13 protein-coding genes and 1 pseudogene are annotated in these 15,108 nt (G+C 65.5%); 8 read left to right on the top strand and 6 right to left on the bottom strand.

Annotation, left to right across the window (positions count from 1 at the left end):
• Window positions 1-7 precede the first annotated feature (7 nt).
• Window positions 8-631 (bottom strand): 5-formyltetrahydrofolate cyclo-ligase, encoded by a 624-nt coding sequence (locus ACYQ6T_RS04980; protein WP_459828424.1) that lies wholly within the window; start codon window positions 629-631, stop codon window positions 8-10.
• A gap of 28 nt (window positions 632-659) precedes the next feature.
• On the opposite strand from ACYQ6T_RS04980, the gene ACYQ6T_RS04975 reads away from it, so the two are divergent.
• The 4 genes from ACYQ6T_RS04975 to ACYQ6T_RS04960 are packed head-to-tail and all read left to right on the top strand — an operon-like array spanning window position 660 to window position 5,710.
• The gene (locus ACYQ6T_RS04975) at window positions 660-2,606 is read left to right on the top strand and encodes a lytic transglycosylase domain-containing protein (protein ID WP_459828422.1); all 1,947 of its coding nucleotides are present in this window, start codon (window positions 660-662) and stop codon (window positions 2,604-2,606) included.
• 18 nt (window positions 2,607-2,624) lie between these two features.
• Window positions 2,625-3,602, top strand: coding sequence for a complex I NDUFA9 subunit family protein (locus ACYQ6T_RS04970; RefSeq protein ID WP_459828420.1), 978 nt, complete (start codon window positions 2,625-2,627; stop codon window positions 3,600-3,602).
• A gap of 56 nt (window positions 3,603-3,658) precedes the next feature.
• Window positions 3,659-4,891, top strand: a complete 1,233-nt coding sequence (locus tag ACYQ6T_RS04965; RefSeq protein ID WP_459828450.1) for a multifunctional CCA addition/repair protein — start codon at window positions 3,659-3,661, stop codon at window positions 4,889-4,891.
• Window positions 4,892-4,894: 3 nt separating this feature from the next.
• Window positions 4,895-5,710, top strand: coding sequence for an alpha/beta hydrolase (locus tag ACYQ6T_RS04960; RefSeq protein WP_459828418.1), 816 nt, complete (start codon window positions 4,895-4,897; stop codon window positions 5,708-5,710).
• Here ACYQ6T_RS04960 and ACYQ6T_RS04955 read toward each other — a convergent pair.
• The 5 genes from ACYQ6T_RS04955 to ACYQ6T_RS04935 are packed head-to-tail and all read right to left on the bottom strand — an operon-like array spanning window position 5,694 to window position 11,976.
• Entirely contained in the window at window positions 5,694-7,673 is a 1,980-nt protein-coding gene (locus tag ACYQ6T_RS04955; protein ID WP_459828416.1) for an HAD-IIIC family phosphatase, read from the bottom strand. The two genes, ACYQ6T_RS04960 and ACYQ6T_RS04955, sit on opposite strands and share 17 nt — an antisense overlap.
• 2 nt (window positions 7,674-7,675) lie before the next feature.
• Window positions 7,676-8,221, bottom strand: a complete 546-nt coding sequence (locus ACYQ6T_RS04950; protein WP_459828414.1) for an acyltransferase — start codon at window positions 8,219-8,221, stop codon at window positions 7,676-7,678.
• A complete protein-coding gene (locus tag ACYQ6T_RS04945; protein ID WP_459828412.1) occupies window positions 8,218-9,042 on the bottom strand; it encodes a family 16 glycosylhydrolase in 825 nt (274 codons plus the stop codon). Before ACYQ6T_RS04945 ends, ACYQ6T_RS04950 begins: the two co-directional genes overlap by 4 nt.
• The gene (gene asnB, locus ACYQ6T_RS04940; RefSeq protein WP_459828410.1) at window positions 9,039-10,796 is read right to left on the bottom strand and encodes an asparagine synthase (glutamine-hydrolyzing); all 1,758 of its coding nucleotides are present in this window, start codon (window positions 10,794-10,796) and stop codon (window positions 9,039-9,041) included. The genes ACYQ6T_RS04945 and asnB overlap by 4 nt, the downstream gene beginning before the upstream one ends.
• Window positions 10,797-10,836: 40 nt before the next feature.
• Window positions 10,837-11,976, bottom strand: a complete 1,140-nt coding sequence (locus ACYQ6T_RS04935; protein ID WP_459828408.1) for a class I SAM-dependent methyltransferase — start codon at window positions 11,974-11,976, stop codon at window positions 10,837-10,839.
• Window positions 11,977-12,090: 114 nt separating this feature from the next.
• On the opposite strand from ACYQ6T_RS04935, the pseudogene ACYQ6T_RS04930 reads away from it, so the two are divergent.
• The 4 genes and pseudogenes from ACYQ6T_RS04930 to ACYQ6T_RS04915 all read left to right on the top strand — a co-directional run.
• A pseudogene (locus ACYQ6T_RS04930) lies at window positions 12,091-12,261 on the top strand (IS607 family transposase); the annotation flags it as partial.
• Window positions 12,262-12,308: 47 nt separating this feature from the next.
• The gene (locus tag ACYQ6T_RS04925) at window positions 12,309-13,919 is read left to right on the top strand and encodes an IS200/IS605 family accessory protein TnpB-related protein (RefSeq protein ID WP_459828406.1); all 1,611 of its coding nucleotides are present in this window, start codon (window positions 12,309-12,311) and stop codon (window positions 13,917-13,919) included.
• Between the two features lie 133 nt (window positions 13,920-14,052).
• Entirely contained in the window at window positions 14,053-14,373 is a 321-nt protein-coding gene (locus tag ACYQ6T_RS04920) for a (2Fe-2S) ferredoxin domain-containing protein (protein WP_459828404.1), read from the top strand.
• 1 nt (window position 14,374) lies between these two features.
• Entirely contained in the window at window positions 14,375-15,103 is a 729-nt protein-coding gene (locus ACYQ6T_RS04915; RefSeq protein WP_459828402.1) for an alpha/beta hydrolase, read from the top strand.
• Window positions 15,104-15,108: the final 5 nt, after the last annotated feature.

The following is a 15,108-nucleotide window of genomic DNA, read 5'->3' as shown; positions in this document are numbered from 1 at the left end:
CACTGTTTTATTGCGACGCATCCAGCGTGGTGCGATCGAGCAGACACCCCGCGTCGCTCACCACCACCGTCATCGGCACGTCGTGGGGTTGCGGCTTAAGGTCAGCGACGCGGGCGAACGAAAATCCCACACCCACCGCGACCCCCCGCCACCCCTCGTCCCGCCACGCCGCAATCGTCCGGTCGTAAAAGCCGCCGCCGTACCCGAGGCGAAAACCCCGTTCGTCGAACGCCACAAGCGGCACGATCACCACCTCGGGCCGGACCGTCGCGGCGCACTCTGGAGTGGGGATGCCGTAGAGATCCTCGATCATCGCCGCCCCCTCGATCCACGGCCGAAAGTGGAGCGGCGAGTGGCTCGCCACTGCGGCCGGAAGCGCTCGCCAGCGCCAGGAGGTAAAGAGCGGCCGCACGTCGGGCTCACCCTTCATCGGCCAGTAGAGCCCTACCCAACACGGGCGATCGTCGCCGCGCGGCTCTTGGGCCGAGCGCCAGCGCGCCCACCAGCGCCCAAGATGGTGCAGCAGCTGCGCGTTGCGCGCTTGCCACTCCTCTGGCGCCATCGCGCGCCGCAGATGGAGAAAGTGGCGGCGCAACGCCGCGCGGTCGTTGCCATCGGGTACAATCGTCACTGTGATCACCTTTCCCTTTCGTTGCGCGATGCTGAGAGGCCGTTTGGCGCCCCTTGCTCTCCTTGCCGTTCTCCTCGTCACCGGGCTCGGCACACCGGTTGCCGTTGCCGCGTCGCGCCCAGCGCCGGCAAAAGCTGCACCCGCTCCTGCGCCCGCTTCCTCCGATCCTGTTGCCCAGGCGCGCGACGCCTTTGCCCGCGGGGACCTTGCGGCGCTGACCCTCCTTGAGGAGAAGAGCCGGCACGATCCGCTCGCGGCGATGGTCACCAGTTGGCGGATAACGCTGCAGATTTTACGCGACGACCCTGCGCTCGACCCACGAACGGTGAGCGCTTTTCTTGAGAAGCACCAGGGAACGGGCGCCGCAGAACGGGTACGTAGAGCACTCGCGCAACGGGCGGCCGAAAAAGGAATGTGGCCAGAGGCGCGGCAACAGCTGGAGGCGCTTCTCCGCCACGACCCCACCTCGCGCTGCTGGCTCGCCCACGCCCGCCTCGAGACGGCAGCCAAATCTCCACCGCAGCTCGCGCACGAGGCGGTGACCCTCCTCGCCGAAACCGCGCAACCTCCCGAAGCCTGCCTCGACTACTTCCGCGCGGCGGTGTCACGGGGGCTGCTGAACGAAACGCACCTCGTCGAGCGGCTCCTCGCGACAGCCTTTGAGCGCGGCGAGAAAGGGGCGAATGGCTGGCAGACGCTCCTTTCCGCTTCCCAGACGTTGCTTCCCCAGGCGCTCACCCTCCTCCAACGGGCGCGCGACAACCCGGACGAGGTGTGGCAAGAGGTTTCGCGCCTCCCCCCGCCGTTTGGGCCGAGCTTGGCGCGGGCGGCCTTTCTCGCCGCGGCACGGAAAGGAGATCCGCAGGCAGCCAGCTGGAGCACGCAGCTTCGGGCCAGCCCGATCTGGCGCGAACCGCTCGAATGGCAGATCCGCCTGGCGCTGCAGCGGGAAGAGTGGCTGACCGCCTGGCGCTTGCTTGAAGAGCTCACCGCGGTGGAGCGGTCAGAAGCCAACTGGCGCTTCTGGCGCGCTTGGGTTCTCAAAGCGCTCGGCAAGGGCGACGCGGCCCGAGTGATTCTCACTGAACTTGCCCGCGAAGACAACTTCTTCGGTCTTCTCGCGGGCGAGCTTGTCGGCCGCCCCCTCACTCTCACCCCAGAACCTGACGTCGCACCTGCCGAACGTCCCCGTGTTGCGCAGACCCCGCAACTCGCAGCGATCCGCGCATTAGCGACCCGCGGGTGGACCGTAGACGCCCAGCGCGAAGTCGACCTCCTCGCCGCCCACTGGTCGTCGCCGCAACGGCAGCACGAGCGCCGCGCCGCAGCCGCCCAGCTTGCCGCCGACGGGCGGTACGACCTCGCGATCCGGCTGCTCGACAGAAGCGGTGACCTGACGGCGTGGACGCTGCGCTACCCCACCCCGTGGCGCAGTGAGGTGGTCGCTACGGCGCTCCGCGAAGGGGTAGACCCAGCGTGGGCCTACGGCATCATGCGCCAGGAGAGTCGCTTTCGCCCCGACGCCCGCTCCCCGAGTGGAGCGCTCGGGCTGATGCAGGTGATGCCGGCGACCGGCACCTGGGTCGCGAAAAAGCGCAACGAGTTGCGCTTTCAACCGCGGCAGCTGCTGGAACCGGAGACGAACCTGCGTTTCGGCATCACCTACCTCCGGATCATGACCGAACAGCTCGATGGCCACCCTGTGCTCGCCACCGGCGCCTACAACGCCGGGCCGGGGCGGATCGGACGGTTGCGGCAGCGCCTCGACCTCTCTGCCGACGCGGCGCTCTTCGACGCGCTCCTCTACATCGAGCTGCTGCCGATTGCCGAGACGCGCGACTACATCCGCAAAGTGCTCGCCAACACCGTGATCTACAGCCACCGTCTGGGCCAACCCAAACGGTTGAGCGAACTCCTTCTCCCTTACGGCAATGCCCAACCGCAGCTTGCCACCATCAGCGAACGGCTTCGATAACTGCACAAGGAGTTGACCATGACCCGGCAACCCACAGCGATTCTCTTCGGCGGCACGGGATTTATCGGCCGCCACCTGGCAAACCGCCTGACCGCGCAAGGGTGGCGCATCATTATCCCCACCCGCCGCTGGCAAAACGCCCGCGATCTGCTCCTTCTTCCCACCGCCGAGGTGGTCGAGCTCCGGTCGCGGTCGCTCGAGGCGCTCACCGAGTTGGTCCGCGGGGCCGATCTCGTCGTCAACCTCGTCGGCATCCTCCACTCCCGCCCAGGCGCACCCTTTGGCCCCGACTTTGCGGAGGCGCATGTTCAATGGCCGAAGCTGCTCGCCACCGCCTGCCGCGACGGCGCGGTCCGGCGCTTCGTCCATATCAGCGCCAACGGCGCCTCCCCCACCGCCCCCTCCGAATACCTGCGCAGCAAAGCAGCGGGAGAGGCGGCGATCCGCACCCTCTTCGACTCCGCCCAGAGCGCCACCCCACCGATCTGGACGATCCTCCGCCCAAGCGTCGTCTTCGGCCCTGGCGACTCGTTCATGAACCTCTTTGCCCGCCTCGCCCGCTTCGCCCCGGTGTTGCCGATTGGCAAGGCAGAGGCGAAACTGCAACCGGTTTATGTGGGGGACGTGGCCACGGTGATCCTCACCGCGATCACCACCCCGGAAAGTGCTGGCCAAACCTACCCCCTCGGCGGCCCCCGCGTCTATACCCTCAAAGAGCTCGTCGCCTACGCTGCGGCGCTCTCAGGCCACCCCCGGCCGGTGATCGCGCTCCCCGACCGGCTCGCCTTCCTGCAGGCGCGCTTGATGGCGCTCATCCCCAACCCGCCGCTCACCCCCGACAACCTCCGCTCGCTCGAAGTGCCGAACGTCGTCGAGGGGGCGCCGCTCCCCTTCAACCTCACGCCGACGGCGCTCGAGGCGATTGCCCCCGAATATCTCGCCCACGACACCTACCGCGCCCGCTACCCCGAATGGCGGCGACGTCACACCGGCTGAGCCCGGACCTCCAGGCGCAGCTCGGCCTCGCCGCCGCCGACCCGGCTACCCAGGGGTTGCAGGTCTATCTCGTCGGCGGCGCGGTGCGCGACGCCCTCTTGGGGCGAGCGGTGAACGACCGCGACTGGGTGGTCGTCGGCGCCACCCCTGAGATGCTCGCCGCGCGCGGTTTCTTGCCGGTGGGGCGCGACTTCCCCGTCTTTCTGCACCCGACAACCCACGAAGAGTACGCGCTCGCGCGCACCGAGCGCAAGAGTGGCCGCGGTTACAAAGGGTTTCGCTTCCACGCCACCCCCGATGTGCCACTTGAGGCGGACCTGGCGCGGCGCGACCTCACGATCAACGCGATCGCCGTCGCCCCCGACGGAACCCTGATCGACCCCTTTGGTGGCGTTGCCGATCTTGCAGCGAAGCGGCTCCGCCACGTGAGCCCCGCCTTTGTCGAAGATCCCCTGCGGGTGTTGCGCGTCGCCCGCTTTGCCGCGCGCTTCTCTGACTTCACCGTCGCACCAGAGACGCTTGCGCTGATGCGCACAATCGCAGCAAGCGGCGAGCTCGCCGAGCTGACCCCCGAACGGGTGTGGCAGGAGCTCGCTCGCGGGCTGATGGAGGCGGCACCCGAGCGGATGGTGGCGCTCCTCCACGAGTGTGGGGCGCTTGCGGCGCTCCTCCCGGAAGTGGCTGCCCTTTTTGGCGTACCGCAGCCGCAACGCTACCACCCCGAGGGGGACGTCGGCACCCACCTCCTCCACGCACTCGCCGCAGCGGCGCGGCGCAACGCCCCGCTACCGGTCCGCTGGGCGGTGCTCCTTCACGACCTCGGCAAAGGGACGACGCCCCCAGAACTTTGGCCCCACCACTACGGCCACGAAGCACGCGGCGCCCCGCTCGCTGAGGCAGTGAGCCGGCGGCTGCGCGCGCCGAACGAGTGCCGGGAGCTGGCGCTCCTCACCGCACGCGAACATGGGCTGATCCACCAGGGGGCGCGGCTACGGCCCGCGACCCGCCTCAAGGTGCTCGAGCGGTGCGACGCCCTCCGCCGCCCGGAACGGTTCCGCCAGCTCCTCGTCGCGTGCGCGTGCGACGCCGAAGGGCGGCCGCCGCTCGTCGTAGACTATGCCCCGACCGTGGCGCTGTGGGAAGCGGCGCTTGCCGCCGCGCGCGCCGTCGACGCTGGGGCAATCGCCCGGCGCGCGAGCGACCCCGCTGCGATCGCCGCGGCGCTCCGCACCGCGCGCGTCGCGGCAATCGCCCAAGCGCAAAACACCACTCCCCCCTCAGCGGAATAACCCATGGCACGAACCCTCGAACTGCTCCACGCTGCACCGGTGCATCGCGCCGAAGGGGGGCCACCGCTCCTCTTCATTCACGGCGCCTACGCCGGCGCTTGGTGTTGGGAACACTTCCTCCCCTGGTTCAGCGCCCACGGTTACGACGCATGGGCACTCTCACTCTCCGGCCATGGCGCCTCAGAAAGCGACAAGGCGTTTGACCTCTTGGGCATTCGCGACTACGTCACCGACGTGCTGGAAGCGGCTGAGCGCCTGCCCGCGCCGCCGATTCTGCTGGGCCACTCGATGGGCGGGTTCGTTGCGCAAAAAGCGCTCGAAAAGCGCCCCTTTCCCGCGGTGGTGCTGCTGGCCAGCGTCCCGCCCACCGGGCTCAGTGCCTCCTTCTGGCATCTCCTCACCCATTCACCGCAAACCCTGATGGAGATGAACCGGCTCCTCGCCAAGAAAGGGGGACACTACCGCGCGATCACCCAGGCCCTCTTTCACCACCCACCCGAAGCAGCGGCGCTCAGACGTTACCTCGCCCTCTCGCAACCTGAGTCGCTTCGGGCACTCTGGGACATGACCGCGTTTGCCCTACCGCAGCGCCATAAACAACACCCCACCGAATGGCTCGTCTTTGGCGCTGAGTTCGACCAGATCATCCCGATGCCCCTAGTCGAAACCACTGCGCGCCACTACCACGTCCCCCCCCAGACCCTTCCCGATATGGGGCACGCGTTCATGCTCGAACCGCACTGGGAGCACGCGGCAACGCTGATCGCGCAAGGACTCCAACGACTGCGTTGCCTTGAGGGAGTCACTTGGCGAGCGTGATCCAAGGGGCTGGCGCTTCGGGCGCTTTTCCGGTAGGTAGGCGCCATTCGCCCGGTTGCTCTTCGACGAAGCCACAGCGGGCAAAGAAGGTCGCCGCAGGCGCATTGCGCTCGGTGGGGATGAAGCGCCCCACCATCGCCGGTTTGCCCAAGCGCTCCCAGAGGGCCGCGAGGAATGTCGTCTCTGCGCCATAGCCCATCGCGCGGCAGCTCATTACGAAATCTTCGATCTCGACCTCTCCGGTCGACAAACCGCGCAGCACCGCCACCAGCACCAAGCCGTACTCGCCGTAGCGGTCGCGCAGCGAACCGACCCACACCTGGCGGGAAGGGTCGGCCAACTCCTCAGGGCGGTAGCGGATCGTGGTGGTATTGAACTGGTTGGTGCGGTTGACCAGTTCATGGACGCGAGAGCGCTCACGTTCCTGCATCGGGTGAACCGTCAATGTGAGTCCGAGTGCCTCAAGGACTGCTCTATCGCCACCCGCTTCGCCGTAGGCGCGTACCGCCTCTTGCCGCTTGAGCTGGGCACGGTACATCGCAGTACGCTGCCGCGCCTCCTCCGTTTGCGACCACCATGGCAACGCGGGCAAAATCGCCAACATCTCCCACGTTTCAGGGTCACACGCATCCCAGACCCGCACCTGCGGCAAATGGCTTGCCACCAACCCCCGTTCGGTCGGATTGTCGTCGATGAAATGAAACGCGTCGAGTCCCAGATTGAGCTGTTGCGCAATCTCAGCAAGGGTGGTTGGCTTCAACTCCCAGCCAATCGCGTGCACGGCGAAATCGTCGGGTTGCAACACCATCTCTTCCCAACGGATCGTCTGCGGGTCGTTTTTGCTCAACGCCACCAGCACAATCCCTCCCTCCTGGAGGCGCTTGAGGAGCTGCTGCCGCTCGCGGTAGTGGCGCACAGGTCCCTCGGCCATCACCCCTTCCCAGAGGGTGTTGTCGAAATCGACGGCGATCACCTTGATCCCGCGCAGGCGGGTAAAGGCGCGCACCACCTTGCCGTAGGCCTGGGCAACACCAAAGCCGAAGCGACGACGATGAAAGAGCGCATCGGCAAACTGCCGTCCGGCGACGACCGGCGCATTGGCCTGCCGCCACCCCATCTGCGCAGCGACGGCCCACTCGTCGACAAACCAGATGTGTGGCCACTCAGCAGCGAGCGCACGCAACCCCCCATTGAGCACGTCGCACAGGTGACGCCAATCCCGGGGAAGCGCCCAAGAATCCCAAGGGAGGTGCGCCCGCCAGCGGGGGAGCGGCAAACCGCTGACGCCATGAAGAAGGAGCGGCCGCTCGTCGAGCGCCCGCAACTCGCTCACAAAACGACGAACCTCATCGAGCGCTTGCGGTAGAAGCGCCCACTCTCCGGCGCGGAGCAGCCGATAGATCGGCAAACCGTCATAGGTGAAGGGACTCACCGCGAGGAGATCGGCCTTCTGTTGCTGCGCAAAGCGGACAAACTCGTCGGGCGGAAAGGTTCCGTCCGCCGCAGCGCTTAGGTAGAGACAATCCATCGATACACCGATCCCCTCGCGTGCCGCCAAGGGGCGCAAAAAGGTGCGAATGTCGGTCATCAGGCAATCGCCCGCTGCGGCAATATGGACAAGTTTTTCGCCGGGAGTGACCCACGGCAGGACCCGAGCGATCCCCTCTGCTGCGGGTGACCCCAGCCGCTTCGCCTCCTCCTGCCACGTCCGCAAGAGCTCCAGGGCACGCTCCAGCCGCGTCTCGGATGGCAAAAAGCGGTCGATGAAACGGTGCGCCTCCTCGAGAAAGAGTGCCGCAGCGATCTCCTCCTTAGGGTCAGCTGCCTGCGCAGCGAGCGCAACCAATGGCCGATAGTAGCGGCGGTCGAGCTCCTCAGGAGAGAAGTTTCGCCACTCCTCGGTGACGGCGACCTCTGCTTGGCGCGACCGCCAAAGGGCTGCCAACTCGTGCTCACTTCCCATCGCTACCCTCCCAAAGCAGTTCTTGCCACCTGCCGAATCACCCGCGCGGGGTTGCCGGCAACCAAGGTGTAAGGCGGCACCGAACGGGTCACGACGCTCCCTGCCGCGACCACCACGCCGTCGCCCAGCGTCACCCCTTTGAGGATGATCGCGCGGCAACCGATCCAGACCCTTTCGCCGATCACTACCGGTGCGGTTTTCTCCGGTCCGCCGTCGGGATTATGGTAGTCGCGGTCCATGATCACGCAATCCCAACTGATCAGGGTCCCCTCGCCGATCTCGATCCGCTCGCCGCAGTGGATCTGGGTGCGGTCGCCGATCGAGACGCGATCGCCAATGCGGAGTTCGGCAACGCCGTCCGGAGCAACGGCGCTCGCGTCGAGCTTGACGTCGGGCCACAACCATACCCGTTCGCCCACCTCGATCGTCCCGCGCTCCCGCACCACCACCACCCGCCCCACCTGACAGACCCACGCCGGACGGACAAAGTGGCGATAACTTGTCCACCGTCCGCGCAGGTAAGCGAACGCCTTCTGCCACTTCGTCATGGTTGTCCCCTCTCCGGGGTAGCGGCGCTCTGGAGCGCGCGATCGACCGCCTCACCGCTGGGTTCATCGGCCAACCGCCACACCCGCACGTAGTCGATCGCCATCGCGCAAGGCAGCTCACCGGGAGCAGGGAGCCCAAACCACTTGGGGTGGATTTCGCCGGTGAAGGTGAGCGCCATCGGCCAGTGGAAGTCGCGGTTCGCTGCTTCGCGGATCACCTGCCCATTGACCCGCCACTCCAAGCGCTCAGGGGTCCAGAGGAACCCATAGACGTTGAACTCGGTCGGGTCGAAATTGGGCGCTGACCACTTCTGCGGCGCTGAACGGCGGTTGCTGTCGTTCTCCAGCGCGGGGTCGCCGTCATAGACGTGAAGATTGGTATGGAGCCGCTGCGCCTCACCGGGCGCGCCTGGTGCCATCTCAAAGACGTCGATCTCGCGCGTGCCCCGTTCGCGCCAGGCGTAAAACCAGAAAGATTGATTCACCCGACAGCGGGCCAACCGGGCGCGAATCTCGAAATAACCGTAACGGATCTCCGTCTTTGCGCGCAGAAAAGGGGTCAAATAGTACCCCGTCCCCTCTCTCGTCTCGAGCCACACCATGCCGTCACGCACGGTCACCCGCTGCGGATCGATCCGACCGGGCGGGCGCCCCGGGTAGTGGGGGTGCGCAACCATCCAAATGGAGGGGTCGATGCGGCCGCCCGAAAACTCGTCGGAAAGCTCCGGGGCGAACCGGCCAGAGATCGGCGGCGCACCTTGCGCTAAAGAAATCCCCGCAAGCAGTAACCCCAACGCCACCACACGCCACACCCTGCTCATACGCTCATCTCCGGGGGTAGGGCCCATCTGTTGGCGACATATCGCGCCCAGTTCTTGATGCCATCCGGTGCGATCCCGGCTTCGGCTAGCCAGCGCATCACCGGTATGACAAAGCCCGTTTTCTTGCGCTGGATGACCGCTTCTGGAAGCGGCTTCTCGGGAGCATAAGCCAGCAGCCTTTTACGCGGAAAGCGGTGAAACGCAGCGAGCCACGGTTGGAGTTGCGCAAGCAGAGAGGCATCCACTAAAGGGGTGCGTAACTCGACACTGTGCGCCATGCTCGCCCAGTCGGAATCGCGCAACAACTGGTTACGCAGGTAGGTCATCGACTCGATCTGCGACAGCGCCAACCACGGATCGTCCGGCAAACGCCCCACCATCGACTGGACTTGCGTTCGGGGATCAAAGCCGTTTGGGGCGATCGCGGCAACCAGCGGCTTGGGCAGATTGTCCGGCGCAAAGATACTGCGCGACAACCACCATGCCCCCTCTATCGAACGCAACCAGTCGGCAGCGTAACGCCAAAGCAGATTCCCTTTGCGCCGGGCACGCCACGCTCCAACCCGACGCGCGAGCGGTAATACGCCCGGGATCGACGACAACAGCCGCCAAAATGCCCACAAGCGTGGCAAGCGGTAAAAGAGTTCGTAGCCGTGAAACAACTCGTCGCCCCCCACGCCGGAGACCACCACCTTCAATCCGAGCTCCGCAACGGCTTTACTGACGTACCAAGTGTTGATCCCATCGAGCGTGGGCTGATCCATATCGGCAAAGATGCGCGGGAGATCAGCGAGAAATTCGTCACGTGTCACCCTGCGCACGTGGTGACGCAACCCATAGTAGCGGGCAATCTCGGCTGCTACGGGTGCCTCATCGTGAATGGTACCAGCATATTCGTCATAGGCGACGGTCACACCGCACAAGTCGCTGACCCCCGCCTCAACCATCAATCCCGCGAGTGTCCCCGAATCGATACCGCCCGACAGAAACACACCTACCGGCACGTCAGAGACCAGATGGCGGGCGACACTCTCGCGCAGCGCCGCCCGCACCCCATCTTGGACCTCGGCATCGGGCTGAGCATCTCGAGGGGCTTCGCGCCAAACTGCCCCGATATCGTGCCAACAGACTGTCCGGGTGATCATGCCCCCTTCGATCCAAGCGCAATGGCCAGCGGGAAGGGGCTGGATGTCGCGATACCACGTGTACGGTTCTGGGACACTTCCCAGCATCCAGAAGCCAGCGACCCCACGGGGGTCAGGTGTCTCATCCACCTCGCCAGTCGCGAGCAGCGCCTTGACCTGGGAGGCGAGCAGCACACCATTGGGAATACGCGCGATGTAGAGCGGCTTGATTCCGTAGGGGTCGCGCGCGGCAAACATCCGCCGTGTCTGTCGATCCCAAATCGCGAAGGCAAACATGCCGTGCAGTTTCGGCAGCATCCGTTCGCCCTCCCGCGCAAAGAGCGCGAGGATGACCTCCGTGTCGCCTTCTGTCCGAAAGGACTCCCCATCGCTGATCAGCGCTTCGCGCAAGGTGCGGAAGTTATAGATCTCGCCATTGAAGACGATCACGTAACGGCCATCGGCAGAGTGCATCGGCTGAGCAGCGCGGGGCGCGAGATCGAGGATCGCCAACCGTCGATGCCCCAATGCCACCTCATTCTCCTGCCACTGACCCTCACCGTCCGGGCCGCGAGCCTGCATCGCCGCCAGTCCCCGTTGCAAGTTGGGGGGGACCGCACCGCACTGCATACACGCAACGATTAAACCACACACAGTGTTGTCTCCTTCTTCACCGCTTCGCCACCACCACCTGAAAGAGCTCCCCCATCTCGTGCGGCATCACGAGTCGCTGCACCGCCCGCGCCGCCTTGACGTAGGCCGCCGACCCCGGCTCGGCCCGCTCGGCCAGCCGCTCCAGCACCCCATGGCGCAAGAGAAACGCCCCTTGGCGCGACCACTCGGCAATCGTCAGCCCACAGCGGGTGAGCGTCGTCACCACCGCGGTGAAATCGACAAACGCGGTGAGGTCGATCGCCCCTGGCCACGCCAAGAGATCCTCGACCACTCGGTGGCGAGAGTACCCTTGCAATGTTCCGCAGGAGCGAAACGGCGCGTAGAGGAGCTCCCGTTCGTAGCCGTAGTCGACGAGCACCCAGGTCGAACCGGGCGCGAGCCGCTCCGCGACCGTCGCCACCCACGCCGCCACCGCCGGCGCCACCTCGGTGAGGTACTCGCCGTCGCTGCTCCTTGGGAGCACAACCTCCGCGAGCGCTGCCGCCGCGACCGGCGTCACCGGCCGATCGGCCCAGGCAAAGGCAACGGGTTCGCGCGCCGCGACGACGACACCGCGCTCAAAGGTCTCCTCCCCTCGCGTTCCGACGAGATGGACCGGCAAGACGTCGAGCACCTCGTTCGCCACCACCGCGGCGGCGAACAAGTCAGGCAGAGCGCTCCACCAGTGGAGCGCCACCCCCAACTCGGCCGCGAGCGGCGCCAACCGCTCCCGCTGCCGCGCCGCCAAACCGGCTGAAACCTCGACGATCGCGTAGTCGCGCGGCACCGCGCCAATCTTTTGCCAGCGCCGCAGCAGATCCTCCGCGAGCGCCCCGCTCCCCGCGCCGAACTCGACCGCAAGGCCGGTCGCCGCCGCCGACTCGGCCAGCACGTCGGCGATCACCGCCCCAAAGAGGGGCGAGATCTCCGGCGCGGTAATGAAGTCCCCCAGTGGCCCAAACGGCCGATCGTGGCGCGCGTAGTAGCCGAGCCCCGGCTCGTAGAGCGCCCAGTTCATGAAGTCGGCAAACGGTACCCACCCCCCCGCCGCGTCGATCCGCGCGGCGATGCGCTGCGCAAGCTCCTGACTCCGCGCCGCAATCTCCGGCGGCAGCGCTTCAGCAATCATCGGCAAACTCTCCTTTTCCTCGATCATAACAAATCTCCCCCTTTGCGCCGATCGCGATTCAAGGGCTCCAAACAGCTGCGCATGTTGTACTTTTGTACCCATATGTGCTATACTTCTCCAAAATCTTCCTGAGGTGAAGCGGTGAAGCTGAGCGCTTGGGCGAAACTCCAAGGCATTTCCTACAAGACTGCCTGGCGGATGTGGCGCAGCGGTCAGTTGCCGGTACCAGCCGAGCAGTTGCCCACAGGTACGGTGATTGTTCATGATCAGCCGGAAAAGGGTGGGGCGGCGCTTTATGCGCGGGTTTCGAGCGCGATCAGCACGGAGCCGTGCGCAAAAGGCGTTAGAGGCGATTCAGAATGGCTGACCGCCCAATGTTCACCTACCAGACGCGGCTTGCCCTGACGCCAGAGCAGGCGGCAGTGCTTGATGCTTGGGGCGAGCTCTACGGACGGGTTGAACGTAGTCTCTTTGCGGCGATGGAGACTCGTGCGTCGCTTGCGGAACTCAAGCGCACGTTCCTGCCCCGCTTTGGCATTACCGCACGGCAGTTCAACGCGATTGCCCTCAGTCTCAAAGGAAAGATCGACGCCATCAAAGAGCGTCGCCCCGGACTCATTGCAGAAGCCGAGCGGCGCATCGCCCAAGCTGAGAAAGTCGTTGCAAAACTTGAAGAGAGAGCACCGCACACCCACAAGCTCCACCAGAAGAAGCGCCGCTTGGCCCTCATGAAAGCCCGGCTCAAGGCGCTCAAAGCAGACCATGAGGCGGGTAGAGTTCGTCTCTGCTTTGGTGGCAAGAGGCTCTTTCGGGCGCAGTTTCATCTTGAGAAGAACGGCTACGCGAACCACGCCGAGTGGAAAGAGAAGTGGCAGCTGGCCCGGTCGAACCAGTTCTTTCTTGTGGGGAGCCAAGACGAGACAGCAGGTAACCAGTCGTGCCAAGCAGTGGTTGCTGAAGACGGTACGCTGCAACTGCGTCTGCGGCTACCCGATGCGCTCCAGGAACACGGGAAGTTCCTCACCATTGAGGGCGTTCGTTTCGCCTACGGCCACGAGCAAATTGTCGCAGCGCTCGCCGCAAGCAGGCGTGTCCATAGCGTGACCCCAAACGGCAAACTGACAACCAAACGCATCGGCACGGCGTTGAGCTACCGTTTCGTGCGCGATCGCAAAGGGTGGCGGGTATTCGTGAGCGTTGAAGCCGATTCCGTCCCCCAGGTGACCCACAGGGCGTTGGGGGCAATTGGTGTCGATGTCAATGCGGACCACTTGGCTGTTGCCGAGACCGATCGCTTTGGCAACCTCGTTGCGGTTCGACGGATTGATCTCAACACCTACGGCAAGAGACGCAACCAAGCCAAGGCGATGATTGAGAGCGCGGCCATTGCACTTGTCACCCAAGCGCAAGCGGCAGGCAAACCTATTGTGATCGAAGCGCTTGACTTCCAGAAGAAGAAAGCCGAACTCGAAACCACCGATGCCAGGCAATCGAGGCTCATCTCCTCGTTTGCCTACCGCAAGGTGCTATCGAGCATCAAGTCAGCAGCGTTTCGCCATGGTGTTGAGGTCATTGAGGTCAATCCGGCTTACACCTCAGTCATTGGCGCGGTCAATTTTGCGCAAAGAAGAGGTATTTCGGTTCATCAGGGCGCGGCGCTTGCCATCGCCCGTCGTGGATTGGGACTGTCTGAACGTCCGACTGTGCGGGTGGCGGTTGTCCCCCGTGGTGGCGGCCATGTCACCTTTGCCCTACCTGTAAGGAATCGGGCCAAGCATGTGTGGTCGTTCTGGTCAAGCGTTCGGAAAGCTCTAGCGGCGCATGGAGCGCAGGTTCGGTTGGGACCACCCACACCTCGAGTTCCGGCAACGCAACCCGTGTGTGCTTACCGAACCTTGCCGGTGAGATTCCGGCACGCGAACCGCTCCCAGCACCGTTCGGGGAGCGTCATAGAGGATATTCCATTTTGACGCGGAATATCTGTCTATGGTTTGAGGAACGGTACCATTTCGCCAAACCGATGCCGTGGGGCGCGTTCCTCTCGTTTCTTGCTGAATCGCGCCCGTAACGCACCGGGGTTGGCCTTTTTGCTGAGGAGACGCGATGAGCTACTACCGCCACCACCTCTTTTTCTGCTGCAACCAGCGCGACGCGGGCGAAGCCTGCTGCGCGAACCACGACGCCGAACGACTGATGAACTACCTCCGCGACCGCGTCGCCGAACTCGGCCTCAAAGGGCCGGGCGGCGTGCGCGTGAACAAAGCGGGGTGCCTGGGGCGGTGCGACTTGGGGCCGGTGGTCGTCGTCTACCCCGACGAGACCTGGTACACCTACCTCGACGAGAGCGACCTCGACGAGATCCTCTCGGAACACCTCGTCGGCGGCCGCAAGGTCACCCGCCTGATGCTCCCCGACCAGCCGTAAGATGGCCGCGCCAGCCGAAAAACGGCTCGCCCCAGGGCGTGCAGGCGCAATCGAGCTCCTCGTCGACCTGCCGAGCATACCGCCTGTGGGGCTCGCGATCGTCGCCCACCCCCATCCCCTCTTTGGCGGCGCGAACACGAACAAAGTGACCCATACCCTGGCGCGCGCCCACGCCGCGAAGGGGCTGTTGACGCTTCGCCCCAACTTTCGCGGCGTCGGCGGGTCGGAAGGGGTGCACGACCACGGCCGCGGCGAGAGCGAAGACCTCTTGGCGCTCATCGCCTGGGCGCTTGCCGAGTGGTCGCTGCCGCCGCAAATCTACCTCGCCGGCTTCTCGTTTGGCGCCTTTGTCGCGACGCGCGTCGCGCGGGTGCTCCTCGGGCTCCCCGCCTCGCCCAACGAACCGCTCCCCGGGCTCGACCCCACCGTGTGGCGCGAAGCGCTTCCCGCGACCACCCTCCGCCACGTGACGTTGGTGGGCCTCCCCCACGGGTTGGCGCTCGGCTCCGGCACCGTCTACGCGACCCCGGAGCTCCCCGACACCCTCCCCACGCTGATCATCCACGGCGAAGAGGACACCGTCGCGCCGCTTTCCCGCGCGCTCGACTGGGCACGCCCCGCTGCCCGGCCGGTCACCGTGATCCCCGGGGCCGACCACTTTTTCCACGGCAAGCTCGTCGTGGTGCGCACTCTGGTCGAAGCGGCGCTCACCCTCCACCCGCCTGGCTAACCGGT

The organism is Hydrogenophilus islandicus (genome assembly GCF_054657095.1).
The sequence above is the reverse complement of the archived record's forward strand: the minus strand, read 5'-3'. Positions and strand labels throughout refer to the sequence as shown.

Excerpts from the sequence above, each read along its gene's own strand:
- ACYQ6T_RS04975 (WP_459828422.1), top strand. The coding sequence starts at position 660 with ATGCTGAGAGGCCGTTTGGCGCCCCTTGCTCTCCTTGCCGTTCTCCTC.
- ACYQ6T_RS04970 (WP_459828420.1), top strand. The coding sequence starts at position 2,625 with ATGACCCGGCAACCCACAGCGATTCTCTTCGGCGGCACGGGATTTATC.
- ACYQ6T_RS04960 (WP_459828418.1), top strand. The coding sequence starts at position 4,895 with ATGGCACGAACCCTCGAACTGCTCCACGCTGCACCGGTGCATCGCGCC.
- ACYQ6T_RS04955 (WP_459828416.1), bottom strand. The coding sequence starts at position 7,673 with ATGGGAAGTGAGCACGAGTTGGCAGCCCTTTGGCGGTCGCGCCAAGCA.
- ACYQ6T_RS04950 (WP_459828414.1), bottom strand. The coding sequence starts at position 8,221 with ATGACGAAGTGGCAGAAGGCGTTCGCTTACCTGCGCGGACGGTGGACA.
- ACYQ6T_RS04945 (WP_459828412.1), bottom strand. The coding sequence starts at position 9,042 with ATGAGCAGGGTGTGGCGTGTGGTGGCGTTGGGGTTACTGCTTGCGGGG.
- asnB (WP_459828410.1), bottom strand. The coding sequence starts at position 10,796 with ATGCAGTGCGGTGCGGTCCCCCCCAACTTGCAACGGGGACTGGCGGCG.
- ACYQ6T_RS04935 (WP_459828408.1), bottom strand. The coding sequence starts at position 11,976 with ATGATCGAGGAAAAGGAGAGTTTGCCGATGATTGCTGAAGCGCTGCCG.
- ACYQ6T_RS04925 (WP_459828406.1), top strand. The coding sequence starts at position 12,309 with ATGGCTGACCGCCCAATGTTCACCTACCAGACGCGGCTTGCCCTGACG.
- ACYQ6T_RS04920 (WP_459828404.1), top strand. The coding sequence starts at position 14,053 with ATGAGCTACTACCGCCACCACCTCTTTTTCTGCTGCAACCAGCGCGAC.
- ACYQ6T_RS04915 (WP_459828402.1), top strand. The coding sequence starts at position 14,375 with ATGGCCGCGCCAGCCGAAAAACGGCTCGCCCCAGGGCGTGCAGGCGCA.